This window comes from Flavobacterium chungangense LMG 26729 (assembly GCF_000735715.2).
Classification (GTDB): domain Bacteria; phylum Bacteroidota; class Bacteroidia; order Flavobacteriales; family Flavobacteriaceae; genus Flavobacterium; species Flavobacterium chungangense.
This window is the reverse complement of record NZ_JASY01000002.1, coordinates 919,780-936,510: the sequence shown is the minus strand read 5'-3', so window position 1 is coordinate 936,510 and position 16,731 is coordinate 919,780. Positions and strand designations below refer to the sequence as shown.

Below are 16,731 nucleotides of genomic sequence, written 5' to 3'. Positions count from 1 at the left end.
CTTGAAGATTTGAAAACTTCAAATGAAATTTTAATATTCTAATTAAAAATTGAGAACTGCTCTTTTTAATTCATATTAAACCTTATTCTTTTGATTAATCTTTTTGAGTCTATATCTATTTCGTCTCGTCCATGCAGTAGTAAATCATTTCTGAATAATACTAAATCTTGCTTTTTTAATTTAATTTTAAACGAATTAGCTTCAAAAATTTTGTCCAAATTATTTAGTTCTTCAATTTCCTTCTCATTGATTTCGGAAAATGATTCCATAGTTATTCTATCATAACAAATGTGATAGTTGCCATTGTTGCCACTTAAAATACTTCTATACTGATTTCGGAATTTCCATTTTTTATGTAATAGATTATGGATTACATTTTCAGATAATTGATTTATTATTTTTCTTAAAAAAACAAAGTTATTTGCACCTTGTTCCTTGATGGCTGGCTCGACGCATAAAAAACCTACACAGTTTGGAATTACATCAAAATCAGCACAATCAGTATGTAAAGGAAAGGAAAAAGCAGAAGCAGCAATAGAAGTGAAAAAATTATTTTGCTTAGATATTTTGACATCAAAAATGTCTTGCCTACAATTGTTTCTATTTTCTTTTACAGAATCTCCAATACTATTGATAAATGATTGAAATTCATGATCTAATAAAGGGAAGTTTTCTATGAGAACTATAGTTTCCCCTTTTTGTAATGTTTTAATTATATTTTGAGGATTAAAATCTTTTTCAAAATCAAAACTAATTAACAAGTCCAATACCTCCATCAATAAATAAGCTTAATTCATTATTAAATCCATTTTTCGGAAAACTATTAATTTTTTGATTTAAATTCTCAATAATTGTAAATTCTCCAAATTCATTTCCTGATTTATAATAATAACTACAGGATATTTTCTCTACATTCCCACCCCATTTTAACTCTCTGAAAACCGGAATTTCAGTCATTTCATGGATTTTTGAAAAGAGTTCTCCAATTGTAAAGCTTTCATTAATATCAAGAACATTTAAAATTACTGGGACTTGGTTGTAATCATTCAACTCTGAAAAAAATTCAATTTTCATCTCTTCGTATTTAGTTACTTAGCTTTTACTTAAATTTTCTGGCTAATATAAATATTTTTATCTATAAAAAGCATTATAAAAAATAGCTACACTTTCGCTGGTTCGGGCCAAAATTTATCATAACCACTGATTTTATAAAAATAAAAAAAATGAGAAAAAAATCAAACTACAAAAAAAGCCTGAGAATATGTATTCTCAGGCTTTAAAAAAACTTATAGTGACCGCGACAGGGTTCGAACCTGCAACCCTCAGAGTCGAAATCTGATATTCTATCCAGTTGAACTACGCAGTCAGTATTGTAATAATTTAGATTGTATTATCTTAATTATTAATTTAAACTAATAATTTTTTCACAATTGCAGAAATGGTTTTTCCTTCGGCAGTTCCGCCCAATTGAGCAGACGCCAATCCCATTACTTTGCCCATTGAAGCAATACCTGAAGCTCCGGTTTCAGCAATAATCTTAGCGATAATAACTTCAACTTCTTCTTCACTTAACTGAGCTGGTAAAAACTTCTCTATTACCGCAACCTGAGCCAATTCTGGTTCAGCTAAATCAGGACGGTTTTGCTCTGTAAAAATTCGAGCACTTTCTTTACGTGTTTTAACTAATCTCTGAAGTAATTTAATTTCTTCATCTTCTGACAATTCTTCTTTAGAACCAGATGCAGTTGAAGCTAATAATAATTCAGATTTAATGGCTCTTAATGACTCTAATGCTACTGTATCTTTTGCTTTCATGGCAGTTTTAATCTCATCCATGATTTGTACTTGTAAACTCATCTTTAATTATTTTATTTAAATAAGCTTAGTTGATGCTTATCCTATTCATTTGGAATTGTTTTGACTTGGTTTGCACTGATTAATACATCCATTTTAAATATTTTTAAATAGCTATTCAAAAAGTCAAATTCTAAATTCTGTGCGAAGATAAAAAAAATAACCCGAAAATTAAATCCAATTTTCGGGCTATCCAAATATTATGATTTTTAAAACTAATCTACGTTGTCGTGTAAGAAAGAATTATTTGAACGCAATTGCAAATCATTATTACTATCTGTTCCGACTGAGATTCTGGAATTAGTGTTATTTGACTGTGAATTAGATAAATCGATTCCTAATCTTTTGTAAGCAGGCTCTTTTTCAAGCTCATCAATTCTCGAAACGTTATTATGAAATTTATAATTAAATTCTTTTAATTTCTTTCTTCTTTCCTCAGCTCTTAAGCGCAGAGTTTCTTCAATTGTCAATTCCAGAGGAGAAACTTCTGAAGTAGTTGTAAAATCAGGTTGGCTTTCAAAATCACCTCTTGGTTTCAATGTGATATTCAATTCTTCCGGAACTACATTTTCTATCACTTTTTCAACTGGTTTTGAACCCATTAAATCATTCTCAACCTCCATATATTCTTCCAGTGAATATTTGATGATTCCATTTTCAGAAAGTTCTGTTACCGGCACAAATGAAACTGGCTCGTTTACTTTTATATTACGAGTCTCATTTGTCAATTCAAATAAAATTTTATTATCCTCAACAACCAGCGGTGCTTTTTTTACTTCAGGTTCAGCTCTAAAAAGTGGCAAATCAAAAGAAAAAGCAGTCTGCTCTTGTCTTTCGAAAACTCTTTGCTCAACTTGTTTCGTTTCCTGAAAAGATTGCACTTCCGGACTTGAAATAGTAAAATCAATATCTGTAATTGGTGAAACGATTTCAAAAGTTACATCAAGATTTTTGATAAACTCTGACATCACCACTAATTCTTCCTGATTAATTGTTGGTGTAAGTACCGGAGCAACCGGGGTTTGTACCACAGGAGCAACAACCGGATCTTCCATCAAATCAAAAACAATTTTTCCCTCTGATTTTATTACTGGTGTTTCAGTATTTAAATCAAAAGAAGCAAGAGACCTGTTTGTTAGATTATGAACACTTCTTTGCTCATCTTCTAAGGTATGAATGATTTTTTTAGGCTCAGTATTTACTATTTCGTTTTGTTGTTCAACATCAAAACCTGTAGCAATAATAGTTACAGCAATAGCTTCACCAAGAGTTTCGTCTTCACCAACTCCCATGATAATATTAGCATTATAACCTGCTTCTGCCTGAATATGATCATTGATTTCTCCTATTTCATCAAGCGTTATTTCATTAGATCCAGAAACGATAAGCAACAATACGTTTTTGGCTCCTGTAATTTTATTATCATTTAACAATGGAGAATCTAATGCAGACACTATAGCATCTTTAGCTCTATTGTCACCCTCTGAAACTGCTGATCCCATAATAGCGGTTCCGCTGTTTGCCAAAACCGTTCTGGCATCACGTAAATCGATATTCTGAGTATAATGATGCGTAATTACTTCGGCAATTCCTCTTGAGGCTGTTGCCAAAACTTCATCCGCTTTTGAGAATCCTGCTTTAAAACCAAGATTTCCGTATACTTCTCTTAATTTATTATTATTGATTACAATTAGCGAATCAACCTGCTTACGCAATTTTTCAATTCCTATAAGCGCTTGTTCCTGACGTACCTTTCCTTCAAACTGAAATGGAATTGTAACGATACCTACCGTTAAGATTTCTCTTTCTTTTGATAATTGTGCTATAACAGGAGCAGCACCCGTACCGGTTCCACCACCCATACCTGCAGTAATAAATACCATTTTAGTACCACGATCAAGCATCTTTTCGATATCAGCAATACTTTCAATAGCCGATTGTTGTCCCACATCAGGATTTGCACCTGCTCCAAGACCTTCTGTTAAATTTACTCCTAACTGAATTTTGTTAGGTACCGAACTATTTTGAAGTGCTTGTGAATCTGTATTACAAACGATGAAATCAACGCCCTTAATACCTTGTTTAAACATATGATTGATAGCATTGCTACCTCCTCCACCTACACCTATTACTTTGATAACATTTGATTGGTTTTTTGGTAAATCAAATGAAATACTTCCAAATTCTGAGTTGCTCATCATCTTTTTGGTTTTGAAATTCTTATTTAATACATTTTTTACTTCTTGACTTGGGGCCAATAGTAATTCCTTTTCTTTATTCTGCGTTATCTAAAAAATCTTTTATTTTATCGACATATCTGTCAAAAAATGATCTTCTGATTTTTATTTCGGTAGATTCTTCTACAACAACATTATTTTTAACTTCTCTTGGTTGTTCAATAGTTTCAACTCTTTCAACGTAGTTTTCTTCAACTTCGTATCGCTGTTGCGTTACCGGAGGAACATTTCTGTAAACCACCCTTGGCTGCTCATTTACAACCTCCATTCTAACAGCGCTTTGCGTACTGTTTTCAATACTATTCATTACTAATCCAACAGCAGTTGCAAATAACGGACTAGAGATTTCTTCACTTGAATTACCTGCTAAATGCTCATTTGGATATCCAATTCTGGTATCCATACCTGTGATATATTCTACTAACTGTTTAATATGTTTTAACTGGGCCCCTCCGCCTGTAAGTACAATCCCTGCAATTAATTTTTTACGTGGATCTTCATGCCCGTAAGCTTTAATTTCAGCAAAAACCTGTTCTATTATTTCTACAACACGAGCGTGGATAATTTTAGATAGATTTTTAAGTGAAATCTCTTTGGGCTCTCTTCCTCTCAAACCCGGAATAGAAACAATTTCGTTATCTTTATTTTCCCCCGGCCATGCTGAACCGAATTTTATTTTTAAAAGTTCTGCCTGCTTTTCAATAATCGAACAGCCTTCTTTTATATCTTCTGTAATTACATTTCCTCCAAAAGGAATAACTGCAGTGTGACGAATAATACCATCCTTAAAAATGGCTAAATCTGTTGTTCCGCCACCGATATCGATAAGTGCAACACCAGCTTCTTTTTCTTCCTGACTTAAAACAGCATCTGCAGAAGCTAATGGTTCTAAAGTCAATCCGGATAATTCAATTCCTGAGCTCTGAATACATCTTCCAACATTTCTAATTGAAGACGCTTGTCCTACTACAACGTGAAAGCTTGATTCTAGTCTTCCGCCGTACATTCCGATTGGCTCTTTTATCTCAGATTGCCCATCGATTTTAAATTCCTGAGGCAAAACGTGAATGATTTCCTCTCCCGGTAACATGGCCAGTTTATTTACCTGATCAATCAAAAGCTGAATATCTTTTTCGCCAATCACTTCCTCAGGATTACTACGACTGATATAATCTGTATGCTGAATACTTCTAATGTGCTGTCCGGCAATCCCTACAACTACATCCTTAATTTTATATCCTGAATTATTTTCGGCTTCCAGAATAGCTTGCTGAATAGATTGAATGGTTTGCGTAATGTTATTTACAACACCTCTCGCAACACCCAGGCTTTTGGATTTACCAATACCCAGAATTTCCAATTTCCCATACTCATTCTTCTTGCCTATCATGGCAACTATTTTTGTTGTTCCAATATCTAGACCTACTGCAATGTTATCTTTTTCCATTTTCTATTATTTTGTGCAAACTACTTGTTCCGTAAACCTGAGATCAATTTTATTGTATTTATATAACGAACTATCTAAAACTGCTTTTTGAAAAAAGGCTTTATAATTCCTGAATTTTTCATCAACATTCATCGTTCTTCCAAAATCAATGATGTAATTATAATTTCTATTAAACATTTTTAAGCTGCCATTAGGCATAATTTCGATTGCAATGATGTTTTTTTTCAAAAACGCATCGTCATAAATTGTGCGAAATAGGGCAGCTAAATCTTCGTTATTTTTTTTATTTATTGTTCCCGAAACAAGAGGAACCCGCGCTGTAAAATTGTCTGATAAAGGCATTTTATTTCCCTCATAGTCAATATAGAAAGAGCTTGCACCATCATAAACTCTTACTATTGGTGTTCTCTGTTTTACCCGCGCTTTGAGAACTCCATCGATACTTACAAAAACATCTGACTTTTCAATCATCTCTTGCGTATCAAGGCTTTTTTCTATTTTATTCAAATCTAACTCATCTTTTCGGATACTGGAAGCGTCTCTTTTATTTTCTATCAACAATTTATTAACCGTTTCAGGCTTCACAAAAAGCATATTATCTCCTACAAAAACCACCATGGATTTCTTCAGTTTTCGATCTCCGTTTCGATGTTGCGCAAACGAATACAGAAACAAAACAAGTCCGAAAATAAGTACTAATCTTATGTTTGTCCAGTTAAATATTTTCATTTAGCATCTTTTTAATTGAAGGCACCATTTCACCAATATCACCAGCCCCTATTGTCACAATTATTGGCGCATCACTGGTTTTGACAGCAGCCAATAAATCTTCTTTAGCAACAATTCTTTTGTTCGGATTCGTCATTTTTTCCAACAGCCAGGACGATGTAATTCCTTCCATTGGTAATTCTCGTGCCGGATATATATCCATTAATAGTACATCATCAAACTGAGACAGGCTTTCAGCAAACCCATCAGCAAAATCCCTTGTGCGGCTGAATAAGTGCGGCTGAAAAACAGCCAGTACTTTTTTACCCGGATACAACTCCCTAACTGCCTGATGAACAGCATTTATTTCTGTTGGATGATGTGCATAATCATCAATATATACTAATTTATCAGTTTTAATCTGATAAGAAAAACGTCTTCTGATTCCATTAAATGAAGCAAGTGCTTTTGCAATAGAATCTGTAGGCGTACCATAAGTTCTAGACATTGCAATAGCCATTAATGCATTCATCAAATTGTGTTTTCCGGGCAAGCCAAAACGCAGATCCTTCATTATTTCTGATGGAGTCTGAACATCAAAAACATAACTTCCGTCTTCAATTCGAACATTGTAAGCTTTATACACAGCATTTTCATTTATGCCGCATTGAACACCATTTAGAGCCAATTCTTTTGTTATAAACAGCTTATTTACATCTTCGACTTTAGAAGCAAATTCAACAAACGAAGCTTCAATTGCATCACTTGTACCATAAATATCCAAATGATCGGCATCCATAGAAGTTATACAGGCTATATCCGGATGAAGGTGCAAAAATGACCTGTCAAATTCATCTGCTTCTACAACTGTAACTGTCTTTCCTGTTCCAATCAAATTGGAATTGTAATTCTCAACAATTCCGCCTACAAAAGCTGTAACATCCGCACCGCTTTCATATAAAATATGCCCTAAAATACTGGATGTTGTTGTTTTACCGTGTGTTCCGGCCACTGCAAAACTAAAAGTATCTCTGGTAATAATTCCTAAAACCTCAGCACGCTTTTTAACTTCGTACTGTCTTTCTATAAAATAATTCCATTCTGAATGGGTTATTGGAACAGCCGGTGTAAAAATGACTAATGTATTTTCTACAAAATAATCATGCGGAATCAAATTAATATTATCCTCAAAATGAATATCGATACCACTCTCCATCAATTCATTTGTTAGCATTGATGGTGTCTTATCGTAACCTGAAACTTTTTTCCCGATATATTTAAAATAACGGGCCAAAGCACTCATGCCGATTCCTCCGATGCCAATAAAATAAACGTTTTGTATTTGATTTAAATTCATTTCAATTTTAATTTTGAGCTATTTACATAATTAAAAAACTAGTAATTAAGCTTTTATGTTTTCTTTATTTAATAACTCAAAACGCCTAAAAATAACGTCCTGATTTGTTTTTCGTGTTGTATAATTATAGTTTAAAGTTATATTATAACAACTTTGTAATTTCATTTACAATAATTTTTGTCGCATTTGGCTTAGCCAGTTTTTTAATATTTTCGCTTAATTGTTTTTGTTTACCCTGATCTTTTATTAAAGCTTCAAAAACAATATTAAACTGAGTTTCCAATTCTGCTTCTTTCAGTAAAATTGCTCCTTTTGCATCTACAATAGCCTGAGCATTCTTAGTTTGATGGTCTTCAGCTACATTTGGAGACGGAATAAAAATTACTGGCTTCCCAACAATACATAATTCCGATACCGATGATGCTCCTGCACGGGAAACAATTACATCTGCAGCAGCGTAAACAAAATCCATTCTTTCAATAAAATCAACCACTTTTACATTTGACTGATTGTGTTTTTTATAATCCTCAAAATATAATTTTCCACACTGCCAAATCAACTGAATATCTTGCGAAACAAAATTTTGCAATTCTTTTTCAACTAACTGATTAATTCTTCTGGCACCTAAGCTTCCTCCTAAAACCAACAATGTTTTTTTATTAGGATCTAAACCGTAATAAGAAATCGCTTCTTCTCTTTTACTATCAATATCAATTAAATCCTGACGAACAGGGTTTCCCGTAAGAACTATTTTTTCTTTTGGAAAAAATCGCTCTAGATTTTCATATGCAACACAAATTGCATTTGCTTTTTTGCTTAGCAATTTATTTGTAATCCCCGGAAACGAATTCTGTTCCTGAATTACTGTAGGTATCCCTGCCGAACCAGCTGCCTGCAGTAAAGGTCCGCTGGCAAAACCACCTGTTCCTATAACCACGTTTGGCTTAAATTGTTTGATAATTCTTCTTGACTCTAATAAACTAGAAGCTAATTTTAAAGGAAACATCAAATTTTGCAATGTCAATTTTCTTTGTAAACCAGCAATCCAAAGTCCTTTTATTTCGTAACCTGCCTGAGGTACTTTTTGCATTTCCATTTTATCCTTGGCACCTACAAAAAGAAACTCGGCATCAGGAAATTGTAATTTTAACTCGTTTGCAATCGCAATTGCAGGATAAATATGTCCTCCTGTCCCTCCACCACTTAGTATGAATTTATACTTTGTCATATTATTCTAAAGGTTATAGTGTTTAAAACTATTCTCTTTTTAAATTTTACTTATTTAATACCGCATTCATTGGATTTCTGGAATTATCTTCAATAGAATACCTCAATCCTTCTTCTTCATAAATTTCATCTGCCGGTAAGTCTTCTTCAGCCAATTCTTTATCTATTAATCGTTGAAGTGCTTCTTTTCGTTTTTCCTTCTCTTCCCTTTCTTCTGCAATTTCTTCTTCTTTTTTTGTCACACTTATAATAATTCCAAGAGCAAAACAAGTCATCCAAATCGAACTACCTCCACTACTTATCAGTGGAAGCGTTTGTCCTGTAACCGGTAATAATTCGACCGCAACAGCCATATTGATCATTGCCTGAAATATCATCGGAAAACCAAGTCCAACAACAACTAATTTTCCAAACAAAGTATTTGCTTTATGAGATGCAATTACAAATCGGAATAACAGCAACAGATACAAAATCAATATTGAAACTCCCCCAACTAAACCATATTCTTCAACTATAATAGCATAAATAAAATCGGAAGATGATTGCGGTAAAAAGTTTTTCTGAACACTTTTACCTGGTCCTAAACCACCTAATCTTCCTGAAGCGATCGCAATTTTTGCTTTTTCGATTTGATAATCATCTTCATCAGGTTTATCTGTCGTAAAATTCATAATACGACTTTCCCAAGTCGATACCCTACTGAAGAATCTTGAATCCGGAAAAGCTTTCGCCACCAAAAGAAAAAACACCAACATTGCAATTCCTGAACCAATAATAAAACCGATATATTTTAATGGATATTTACCAATGAAAGTTAGCATCATAACCATACAAAAAATCAACGCTGTAGTCGAAAAGTTTGCCGGTAAAATAAGCGCCAATGTTATAAAAACCGGTAACCAAAGCTGTATTAATGAAACCTGAAAAGGTTCGTTTTCTTCTTTGGTTTTTGACAAATAACGCGCTACGAAAATAAAAAGAACAATAGAAGCTAAAGTTGAAGTCTGAAAGGTGATCCCAATAAATGGTACCTGAATCCAACGACTTGCATTTGCTCCGGCAATTACAGTTCCTTTCAACAAAGTATAAAGTAATAAAAACCAGACTACAGGCAATGCAATTTTTGATATAGCCCTGAAATAATGATACGGCACTTTGTGCACCCAATAAATGATCAAAAATCCAATACAAATATGCGCCAGATGTTTTACAAGATACCCTAAAGTATTTCCCGTTCCATGACCTATATAAGCTAAATTACTACTCGCACTAAAAACAGGCATAAACGAAAACAATGCCAATAAAGCCACGAATGACCATATTACCCTATCTCCTTTTAATTTGTTTACTAACTCCTTCATGTCTTTAGTTTCAAGTTTTTTCTTGTTTCAAGTTTCAAGTTGCCACTTAACGTGAAACCTGAAACTTGAAACTATTTTTTTCTACAAGTTGTGCACCGCTTGTTTGAATTGTTTTCCTCTGTCTTCGTAGTTTTCGAATAAATCAAAACTTGCGCAGGCTGGGGACAATAAAACAGCATCTCCTTTTTCAGTTAATCGTTGTGCTGTTTTTACGGCGTCATTCATATTATTTACTTCAACCATGATATCCACAACGTTGCCAAAAGCTTCGATAATTTTTCGATTATCAATTCCTAAGCAAATAATTGCTTTTACTTTTTCACGAACTAGTGACATTAATTCGTTATAATCATTTCCTTTATCAACACCACCTACAATCCAGACAGTTGGAACATTCATACTGTCTAATGCAAAAAAAGTAGCATTTACATTTGTTGCTTTTGAGTCATTTATGTATTGTACATTCTGAATTTTAAGAACTTTTTCTAAACGGTGTTCAACACCTTGAAAATTTGATAAACTTTCTCGAATTGTTGCTTTTCTAATTTGCATCAACTTTGCTACAGAGCTTGCTGCCATTGCATTTTTTAAATTATGTTTTCCTTCTAACGCAATGTATTCTGTTTCCATTGTAAACTCTTCGTTGTTGATGTTTATTTCCATTTTGTTATTTTTTATGTAAGCTCCTTCACCGAATTCTTTAGATAATGAAAAAGGAATTAATTTTGCTTTTGTTTTATTATTTTTCAACCACTCTGTGATTGCTTCATCATCTGCATCATAAATAAGATAATCGTTTTCGGTCTGATTCATTGTTATTCTGAACTTTGAATCAATATAATTTTGATATTTATATTCGTAACGATCTAAATGATCCGGGCTGATATTGGTTATAATTGCTATATCTGGTCTGTATTCTATTATTCCATCAAGCTGAAAACTGCTTAATTCCAGAACATAGGCATCGTATTTATTTTCTGCTACCTGCCAGGCGAAACTTTTTCCTATATTTCCTCCCAAACCAACATTTAAACCTGCTGATTTTAGCAAGTGATGCGTTAGCATTGTTGTGGTCGTTTTACCATTACTTCCGGTAATTCCAATTGTCAATGCTTCTGTAAAAGGTTTGGCAAATTCTATTTCCGAAATCACTTTAACTCCTGCCGCAATAAGCTTTTTTACTATCGGGGATTTTTCAGGAATTCCCGGGCTCTTCATTACTACATCGGCATTCAGAATTAAATCTTCAGTATGCTGTTCCTCTTCCCATGCAATTTTATTAATGATAAGAACTTCTTTATAACTTTCTTTTATCTTTCCAAAATCAGATACAAAAACATCATATCCTTTTTTCTTTCCGAGGATAGCAGTACCTACACCACTTTCTCCCCCTCCTAAAACCACCAGCCTCATCTATCTTAACTTTAAAGTAACGATTGACAATATGGCTAACATGATGGCAACAATCCAGAATCGGGTTACAATTTTACTCTCATGGTATCCCTTTTTCTGATAATGATGATGCAACGGAGACATCAGAAAAATTCTTCGGCCTTCACCAAAACGTTTTTTGGTATATTTAAAATAGGCTACCTGAATAATCACTGAAGCACTTTCTGCAAGGAAAATTCCGCAGAATAAAACAATCAATATTTCTTTACGAACTGCAATTGCCAATACAGCAATGATCCCTCCAATGGTCAAACTTCCTGTATCCCCCATAAAAACTGAAGCAGGAAAGGAATTATACCACAGAAACCCAATCAAAGCACCTGTAAAAGCAGAGATAAAGACGGTCATCTCTCCCGAATTAGGGATGTACATTATATTAAGGTAATTTGAAAAAATAATATTCCCCGAAACAAATGTAAAGATCCCGAGCGCGAGAACGGATATCGCCGAAGTTCCCGCAGCAAGACCATCAATTCCGTCAGTTAGATTTGCTCCGTTTGATACAGCTGTGATAATAAAAATAACAACCGGAATAAAGATTAACCATGCCCATTTTTCGTATCCTTCTCCCATAAAGGACAGAATTTCGGCATAATCAAATTCATTGTTTTTCACAAACGGAATTGTTGTTGCTGTTGATTTTTCTTCAACCGGAGCTGGCAAAACTACCGTTGAACTTACATTTTTATAGACACTTGTTCTTCCGGTATCTGTTCTTACCGTTACAGCCGGATTAAAATACAAAACAGCCCCAACAATAATTCCAAGACCTACCTGACCAATAACTTTAAAAATCCCTTTAAGACCTTGCTTATCTTTTTTAAATATTTTAATATAATCATCAACAAACCCAATTGTACCCATCCAAAGAGTTGTTACAATAAGCAATACGATGTAAATATTATGCAATCGTGCAAATAACAAAACGGGGACCAGTGTTGCAAAAATGATAATAAGTCCTCCCATTGTAGGAGTTCCTGCTTTCTCATTCTGACCTGCAAGACCTAACTCACGCACTGTTTCACCAACTTGCTGATTACGCAAAAAATTGATAATTCTTTTTCCGTAAATAGTTGACAAAAGCAGCGAAAGCATGAATGCCAAAGCCGATCTAAAAGTGATATACTGAAAAACTCCCGTTCCGCTTATATCTAATGTTTTGTCAAAATATTCAAATAAATAGTATAGCATATTTTTCTATTTTTTAAATTCCAATTTGAAATTCCAAATTCTAATGATCCTTGTGGTATTTGAACTTAAAAATTCGTTGTTATTTATTTAGTTGATCTAAAATTTCTTTTACCGTTTCCATATCATCAAAATGATGCCGAACACCATTTATTTCCTGATATGTTTCATGACCTTTACCGGCAATCATAACAATATCATTAGGCTGGGCTAATTGACAAGCTGTTTTTATCGCCTGTTTTCTATCTGTAATTCGTAAGAGTTTTTTATAGTTATGAGGTTCAACACCTTTCTCCATTTCATCCAAAATTACTTCCGGATCTTCATTTCTTGGATTATCAGAAGTCAAAATGGCCTTATCACTTAAATTGGTAGCAATTTGAGCCATAATTGGTCTCTTGGTTTTATCTCTGTTTCCTCCACAACCTACAACAGTAATCAATTGTTCATTTTTAGTCCTGATATCATCTATTGTTTTTAAAACATTTTCCAAAGCATCCGGTGTATGTGCATAATCAACAATTGCTGTAATATTTCCTTTCGAAACGATATATTGAAAACGTCCCGAAACACTTTCTAAATCAGAAAGCAAACGCAACGCTTCAAGACTATCCATGCCTAACTCTATGGCAGTGCCGTAGATAGCTAATATATTATAGGCATTAAAAGTGCCTATAAGTTTTACCCAAACTTCATTATCGTTTACTTTTAACAATAATCCGGACAATTGACTTTCTAAAATCTGTGCTTTAAAATCTGCGTATGTTTTCAAGGCATATGTAAACTTTCTGGCAACCGTATTTTGTAGCATTACTGCTCCGTTTTTATCATCAATGTTTGACAAAGCGAAAGCCGTCTTTGGCAACGAATCAAAAAATGATTTTTTTACATCTCTGTATTCTGCAAAAGTGGGATGATAATCTAAATGATCGTGTGAAAGGTTCGTAAAAATTCCTCCCACAAAATGCAAAGCTTCTGTTCTTTTTTGATGAATTCCGTGTGAACTCACTTCCATAAAACAATGTGTCACTCCCGCTTCAATCATTTCATTTAAATAATGATTAATTGTAATGGAGTCCGGAGTTGTATGCGTTGCTTTATATTCTGTTTCATCAACCATTATTTTTACGGTTGACAATAAACCAACTTTAAAATCTGCTTTTTGAAATAATTGAAATAATAAGGAAGCAATCGTTGTTTTTCCGTTTGTTCCTGTAACACCAACTAATTTTAATTTTTCAGAAGGATTTCCAAAATAATTGGCAGCCATAAAAGCCAAAGCCGTATTGGTATCCTTTACCTGTATATAAGTTATTCCTTTTTCAATATGTTCCGGTAATGTATCGCAAATAATTGCTGTCGCACCTAACTGAATCGCTTTTTCAATATATTCATGCCCATCAGAAAGTGATCCGCGAATAGCTATAAAAACATCATTTTCTTCAATTTTTCTTGAATCAAAATCAATTTTATGAATAGCAATTTCTGTTGAACCTATTACCGATTCAATGCCTACTTTGTATAATATGTCTTTCAGTATTTTCACGATAATTCTAATACTATTGTTGCGTTTTTACTAATACTTTCCCCAGCTTGTAAAGACTGTTTTTTAACTTTTCCTACTCCGTTTACTTTCACTTTCAAACCTAAATTTTCCAATAAAGCAATGGCATCCATTCCTGGCATTCCTTTTAAATTTGGAATCAGTTTTGGTTTTTTATTTGATTCTACATCAAACTTATTGTAGCTATTTTCCTGTTTGGTAATTTTTAAATCTAAACGCTTGATTTTATTTGTTGAAGGTGCATCTGTAAATATTTTTTGAGCGATTCTTTTAAAAACTGGTCCTGCAACATCTGCTCCGTAATAATTATTCATAGCTGTATTGGGTTTATGAACCACTACAATACAAGAATACTTCGGATGATCTGCCGGAAAATATCCTACGAAAGATGATGCATAATACATTCCTTCCCTTCCTGCTTTATTATAATTAACCATAGCTGTTCCTGTTTTTCCTGCCATTGGAAAATCTTTCGAATACAGTTTAGAAGCTGTTCCTTTTTTTACCACATTCCCTAAAACTGCCCTTACTTTTTTAAGTGTTTCAGGCGAACAAATCCTTGGATTAATTACCTCTGTATCAAATTTTTTAATCGTTTTGTTCCATTCTTTAATTTCTGAAACAAATTGAGGCCTTACCATTACTCCATTATTTGCAACCGAATTATAAAAGGCTAAAGTTTGCATTGGAGTAACTGAAACTGAATATCCAAAAGCCATCCACGGAAGTGAAATTCCGGACCAAATTTTATCACCAGGATGTGGAATAATTGGTCTTCCTTCTCCTTTAAAATGCAATCCTAAAGGCTTATCCAAACCAAAACTTCTGATATGATTTACAAATTTTGTCGGATTATTTTTATAATTATCATAAACTGCCTGAACCATCACTGTATTTGATGAAAGTTCAAATCCACGGGCTAATGAAATCTTTCCATAACCACCTGTATGCGAATCTCTCACAGCTCTTCCGTAATACTTAATTACACCACCATTACTATCATACACCGTGCTTGTATCAGCAACCTTATCTTCTAAAATTGCCATTAAATCAACCAACTTAAAAGTTGATCCCGGTTCGTGAGATTCTGCTACTGCATAATTTATAGTTTCTGTATACGATCCGTCTTCTTGTCTTCCTAAATTAGAAATTGCTTTTATATGACCCGTTTCTGTTTCCATTACGACTACACAACCATGATCAGCTTCGTAATCCTGAAGCTGTTTCAATAAGGCATGGTGGGCAATATCCTGAATAAAAACATCAATTGTTGAGATTACATCGTAACCATCTATAGGGTCTACTTCGTTCAAATCACGAATAGGTTTCCACTGCCCTTTAGCAATTTTTTGCTTTAAGATTTTACCATCTTTTCCGTTAAGATAACTTTTAAAAGCCCATTCAATTCCTTTTCCAACTTCAACACCCGTTACAGGATCAATACGATCATACCCAATTGTTCTTTCAGCAATTTTTCCTATCGGATGTTTCCTAACGGTTTCCTGCTCAACGATAATTCCTCCTTTGAATGCACCTAAATTAAACAACGGAAACCCTTTAACCCTCACATAATCAGTATAGCTTAATTTACGTGCAATTAAATAATAACGATTTTTATTGTTTCGTGCTCTTCTTAATTCATTTTGATAGTAACCGCTTGGTCTGTCAAAAATAACAGCCAAAGAATCTGAAAGAGGTTTTATATATTTCTCAAAATTTTCTTCTTTCGGTGCTTTCGAATCAAAACGGATTTCATAATTTGGAATTGATGTTGCAAGCAAACTCCCATCAGCAGAATAAATATTTCCTTTATTGGCCGGAATCACAAAATTTCTTACCGTACGCTGTTTGGCTAATTTTCGATAATAATTACCCTCAACCCACTGAATATTAGTTAATTTAACAACAATAGCAATTGCCATCACAAAGATGAAAACTGCTACAAGGTAAATTCTGTAGGATATATGTTTATCGTCTACTGCCATATTCTTTTAAAAAAACTTTTTTCTTCTTCTTTTTTAACTTCTATTTTTGTCGGAGGAACCGTTGATGGATAAATTTGTTTTTCAAGCATTTTATTAGAAACTGTTGATTCCATTTTCAGTTTCATTAATTCTGATCTTCTGTCTACAAATTCAGAACGTAATTCTTTTACTTCATTATTCAGTTTTGCAATTTCAAAAACCTTTTGTTCGTATCGTTGTGTATTTGCAATCATTATTATAGCAAGCAGAATGATAAAAACAATGAATCGCCAGTTTTTCACAGCGTCATCATTAATCAAGAATCTTGCTTTTAATATGCCAAATACACCACTTTTCATTTTATACCTATAT

Annotated in this window: 14 protein-coding genes and 1 tRNA gene; all 15 read right to left on the bottom strand. The window is 33.5% G+C overall.

What is annotated here, in order from left to right; genetic code table 11:
* Positions 1 to 65: 65 nt before the first annotated feature.
* A complete protein-coding gene (locus JE46_RS07270; RefSeq protein ID WP_031454599.1) occupies positions 66 to 776 on the bottom strand; it encodes a TauD/TfdA family dioxygenase in 711 nt (236 codons plus the stop codon).
* Positions 751 to 1,074 (bottom strand): hypothetical protein, encoded by a 324-nt coding sequence (locus tag JE46_RS07265; protein WP_031454598.1) that lies wholly within the window; start codon positions 1,072 to 1,074, stop codon positions 751 to 753. Before JE46_RS07265 ends, JE46_RS07270 begins: the two co-directional genes overlap by 26 nt.
* 218 nt (positions 1,075 to 1,292) lie before the next feature.
* Positions 1,293 to 1,366: transfer RNA gene (locus JE46_RS07260), tRNA-Arg, on the bottom strand.
* Positions 1,367 to 1,407: 41 nt separating this feature from the next.
* Positions 1,408 to 1,857, bottom strand: coding sequence for a GatB/YqeY domain-containing protein (locus JE46_RS07255; protein WP_031454597.1), 450 nt, complete (start codon positions 1,855 to 1,857; stop codon positions 1,408 to 1,410).
* A gap of 212 nt (positions 1,858 to 2,069) precedes the next feature.
* Positions 2,070 to 4,055, bottom strand: coding sequence for a cell division protein FtsZ (ftsZ, locus tag JE46_RS07250; RefSeq protein WP_031454596.1), 1,986 nt, complete (start codon positions 4,053 to 4,055; stop codon positions 2,070 to 2,072).
* Between the two features lie 73 nt (positions 4,056 to 4,128).
* Positions 4,129 to 5,538 carry a cell division protein FtsA gene (gene ftsA / locus JE46_RS07245; RefSeq protein WP_031454595.1) on the bottom strand — a complete coding sequence of 470 codons (1,410 nt, stop codon included), beginning with the start codon at positions 5,536 to 5,538 and terminating at the stop codon, positions 4,129 to 4,131.
* 6 nt (positions 5,539 to 5,544) lie between these two features.
* Positions 5,545 to 6,267, bottom strand: a complete 723-nt coding sequence (locus JE46_RS07240) for a cell division protein FtsQ/DivIB (protein WP_031454594.1) — start codon at positions 6,265 to 6,267, stop codon at positions 5,545 to 5,547.
* Positions 6,254 to 7,603, bottom strand: a complete 1,350-nt coding sequence (gene murC, locus JE46_RS07235) for a UDP-N-acetylmuramate--L-alanine ligase (protein WP_031454593.1) — start codon at positions 7,601 to 7,603, stop codon at positions 6,254 to 6,256. The genes JE46_RS07240 and murC overlap by 14 nt, the downstream gene beginning before the upstream one ends.
* Positions 7,604 to 7,745: 142 nt before the next feature.
* Positions 7,746 to 8,831 (bottom strand): undecaprenyldiphospho-muramoylpentapeptide beta-N-acetylglucosaminyltransferase, encoded by a 1,086-nt coding sequence (murG, locus tag JE46_RS07230; protein WP_031454592.1) that lies wholly within the window; start codon positions 8,829 to 8,831, stop codon positions 7,746 to 7,748.
* A gap of 46 nt (positions 8,832 to 8,877) precedes the next feature.
* On the bottom strand, positions 8,878 to 10,191 hold the full coding sequence (locus tag JE46_RS07225; RefSeq protein ID WP_031454591.1) for an FtsW/RodA/SpoVE family cell cycle protein: 1,314 nt from the start codon (positions 10,189 to 10,191) through the stop codon (positions 8,878 to 8,880).
* Positions 10,192 to 10,272: 81 nt separating this feature from the next.
* Positions 10,273 to 11,604: a UDP-N-acetylmuramoyl-L-alanine--D-glutamate ligase gene (gene murD / locus JE46_RS07220; protein ID WP_031454590.1), complete on the bottom strand. Its 1,332-nt coding sequence runs from the start codon at positions 11,602 to 11,604 to the stop codon at positions 10,273 to 10,275.
* On the bottom strand, positions 11,605 to 12,834 hold the full coding sequence (mraY, locus tag JE46_RS07215) for a phospho-N-acetylmuramoyl-pentapeptide-transferase (protein ID WP_031454589.1): 1,230 nt from the start codon (positions 12,832 to 12,834) through the stop codon (positions 11,605 to 11,607).
* A 79-nt stretch (positions 12,835 to 12,913) separates the two neighbouring features.
* Positions 12,914 to 14,377: a UDP-N-acetylmuramoyl-L-alanyl-D-glutamate--2,6-diaminopimelate ligase gene (locus tag JE46_RS07210; protein ID WP_031454588.1), complete on the bottom strand. Its 1,464-nt coding sequence runs from the start codon at positions 14,375 to 14,377 to the stop codon at positions 12,914 to 12,916.
* Positions 14,374 to 16,380: a penicillin-binding protein gene (locus JE46_RS07205; protein WP_031454587.1), complete on the bottom strand. Its 2,007-nt coding sequence runs from the start codon at positions 16,378 to 16,380 to the stop codon at positions 14,374 to 14,376. The genes JE46_RS07210 and JE46_RS07205 overlap by 4 nt, the downstream gene beginning before the upstream one ends.
* Entirely contained in the window at positions 16,371 to 16,718 is a 348-nt protein-coding gene (locus JE46_RS07200) for an FtsL-like putative cell division protein (protein ID WP_031454586.1), read from the bottom strand. Before JE46_RS07200 ends, JE46_RS07205 begins: the two co-directional genes overlap by 10 nt.
* Positions 16,719 to 16,731: the final 13 nt, after the last annotated feature.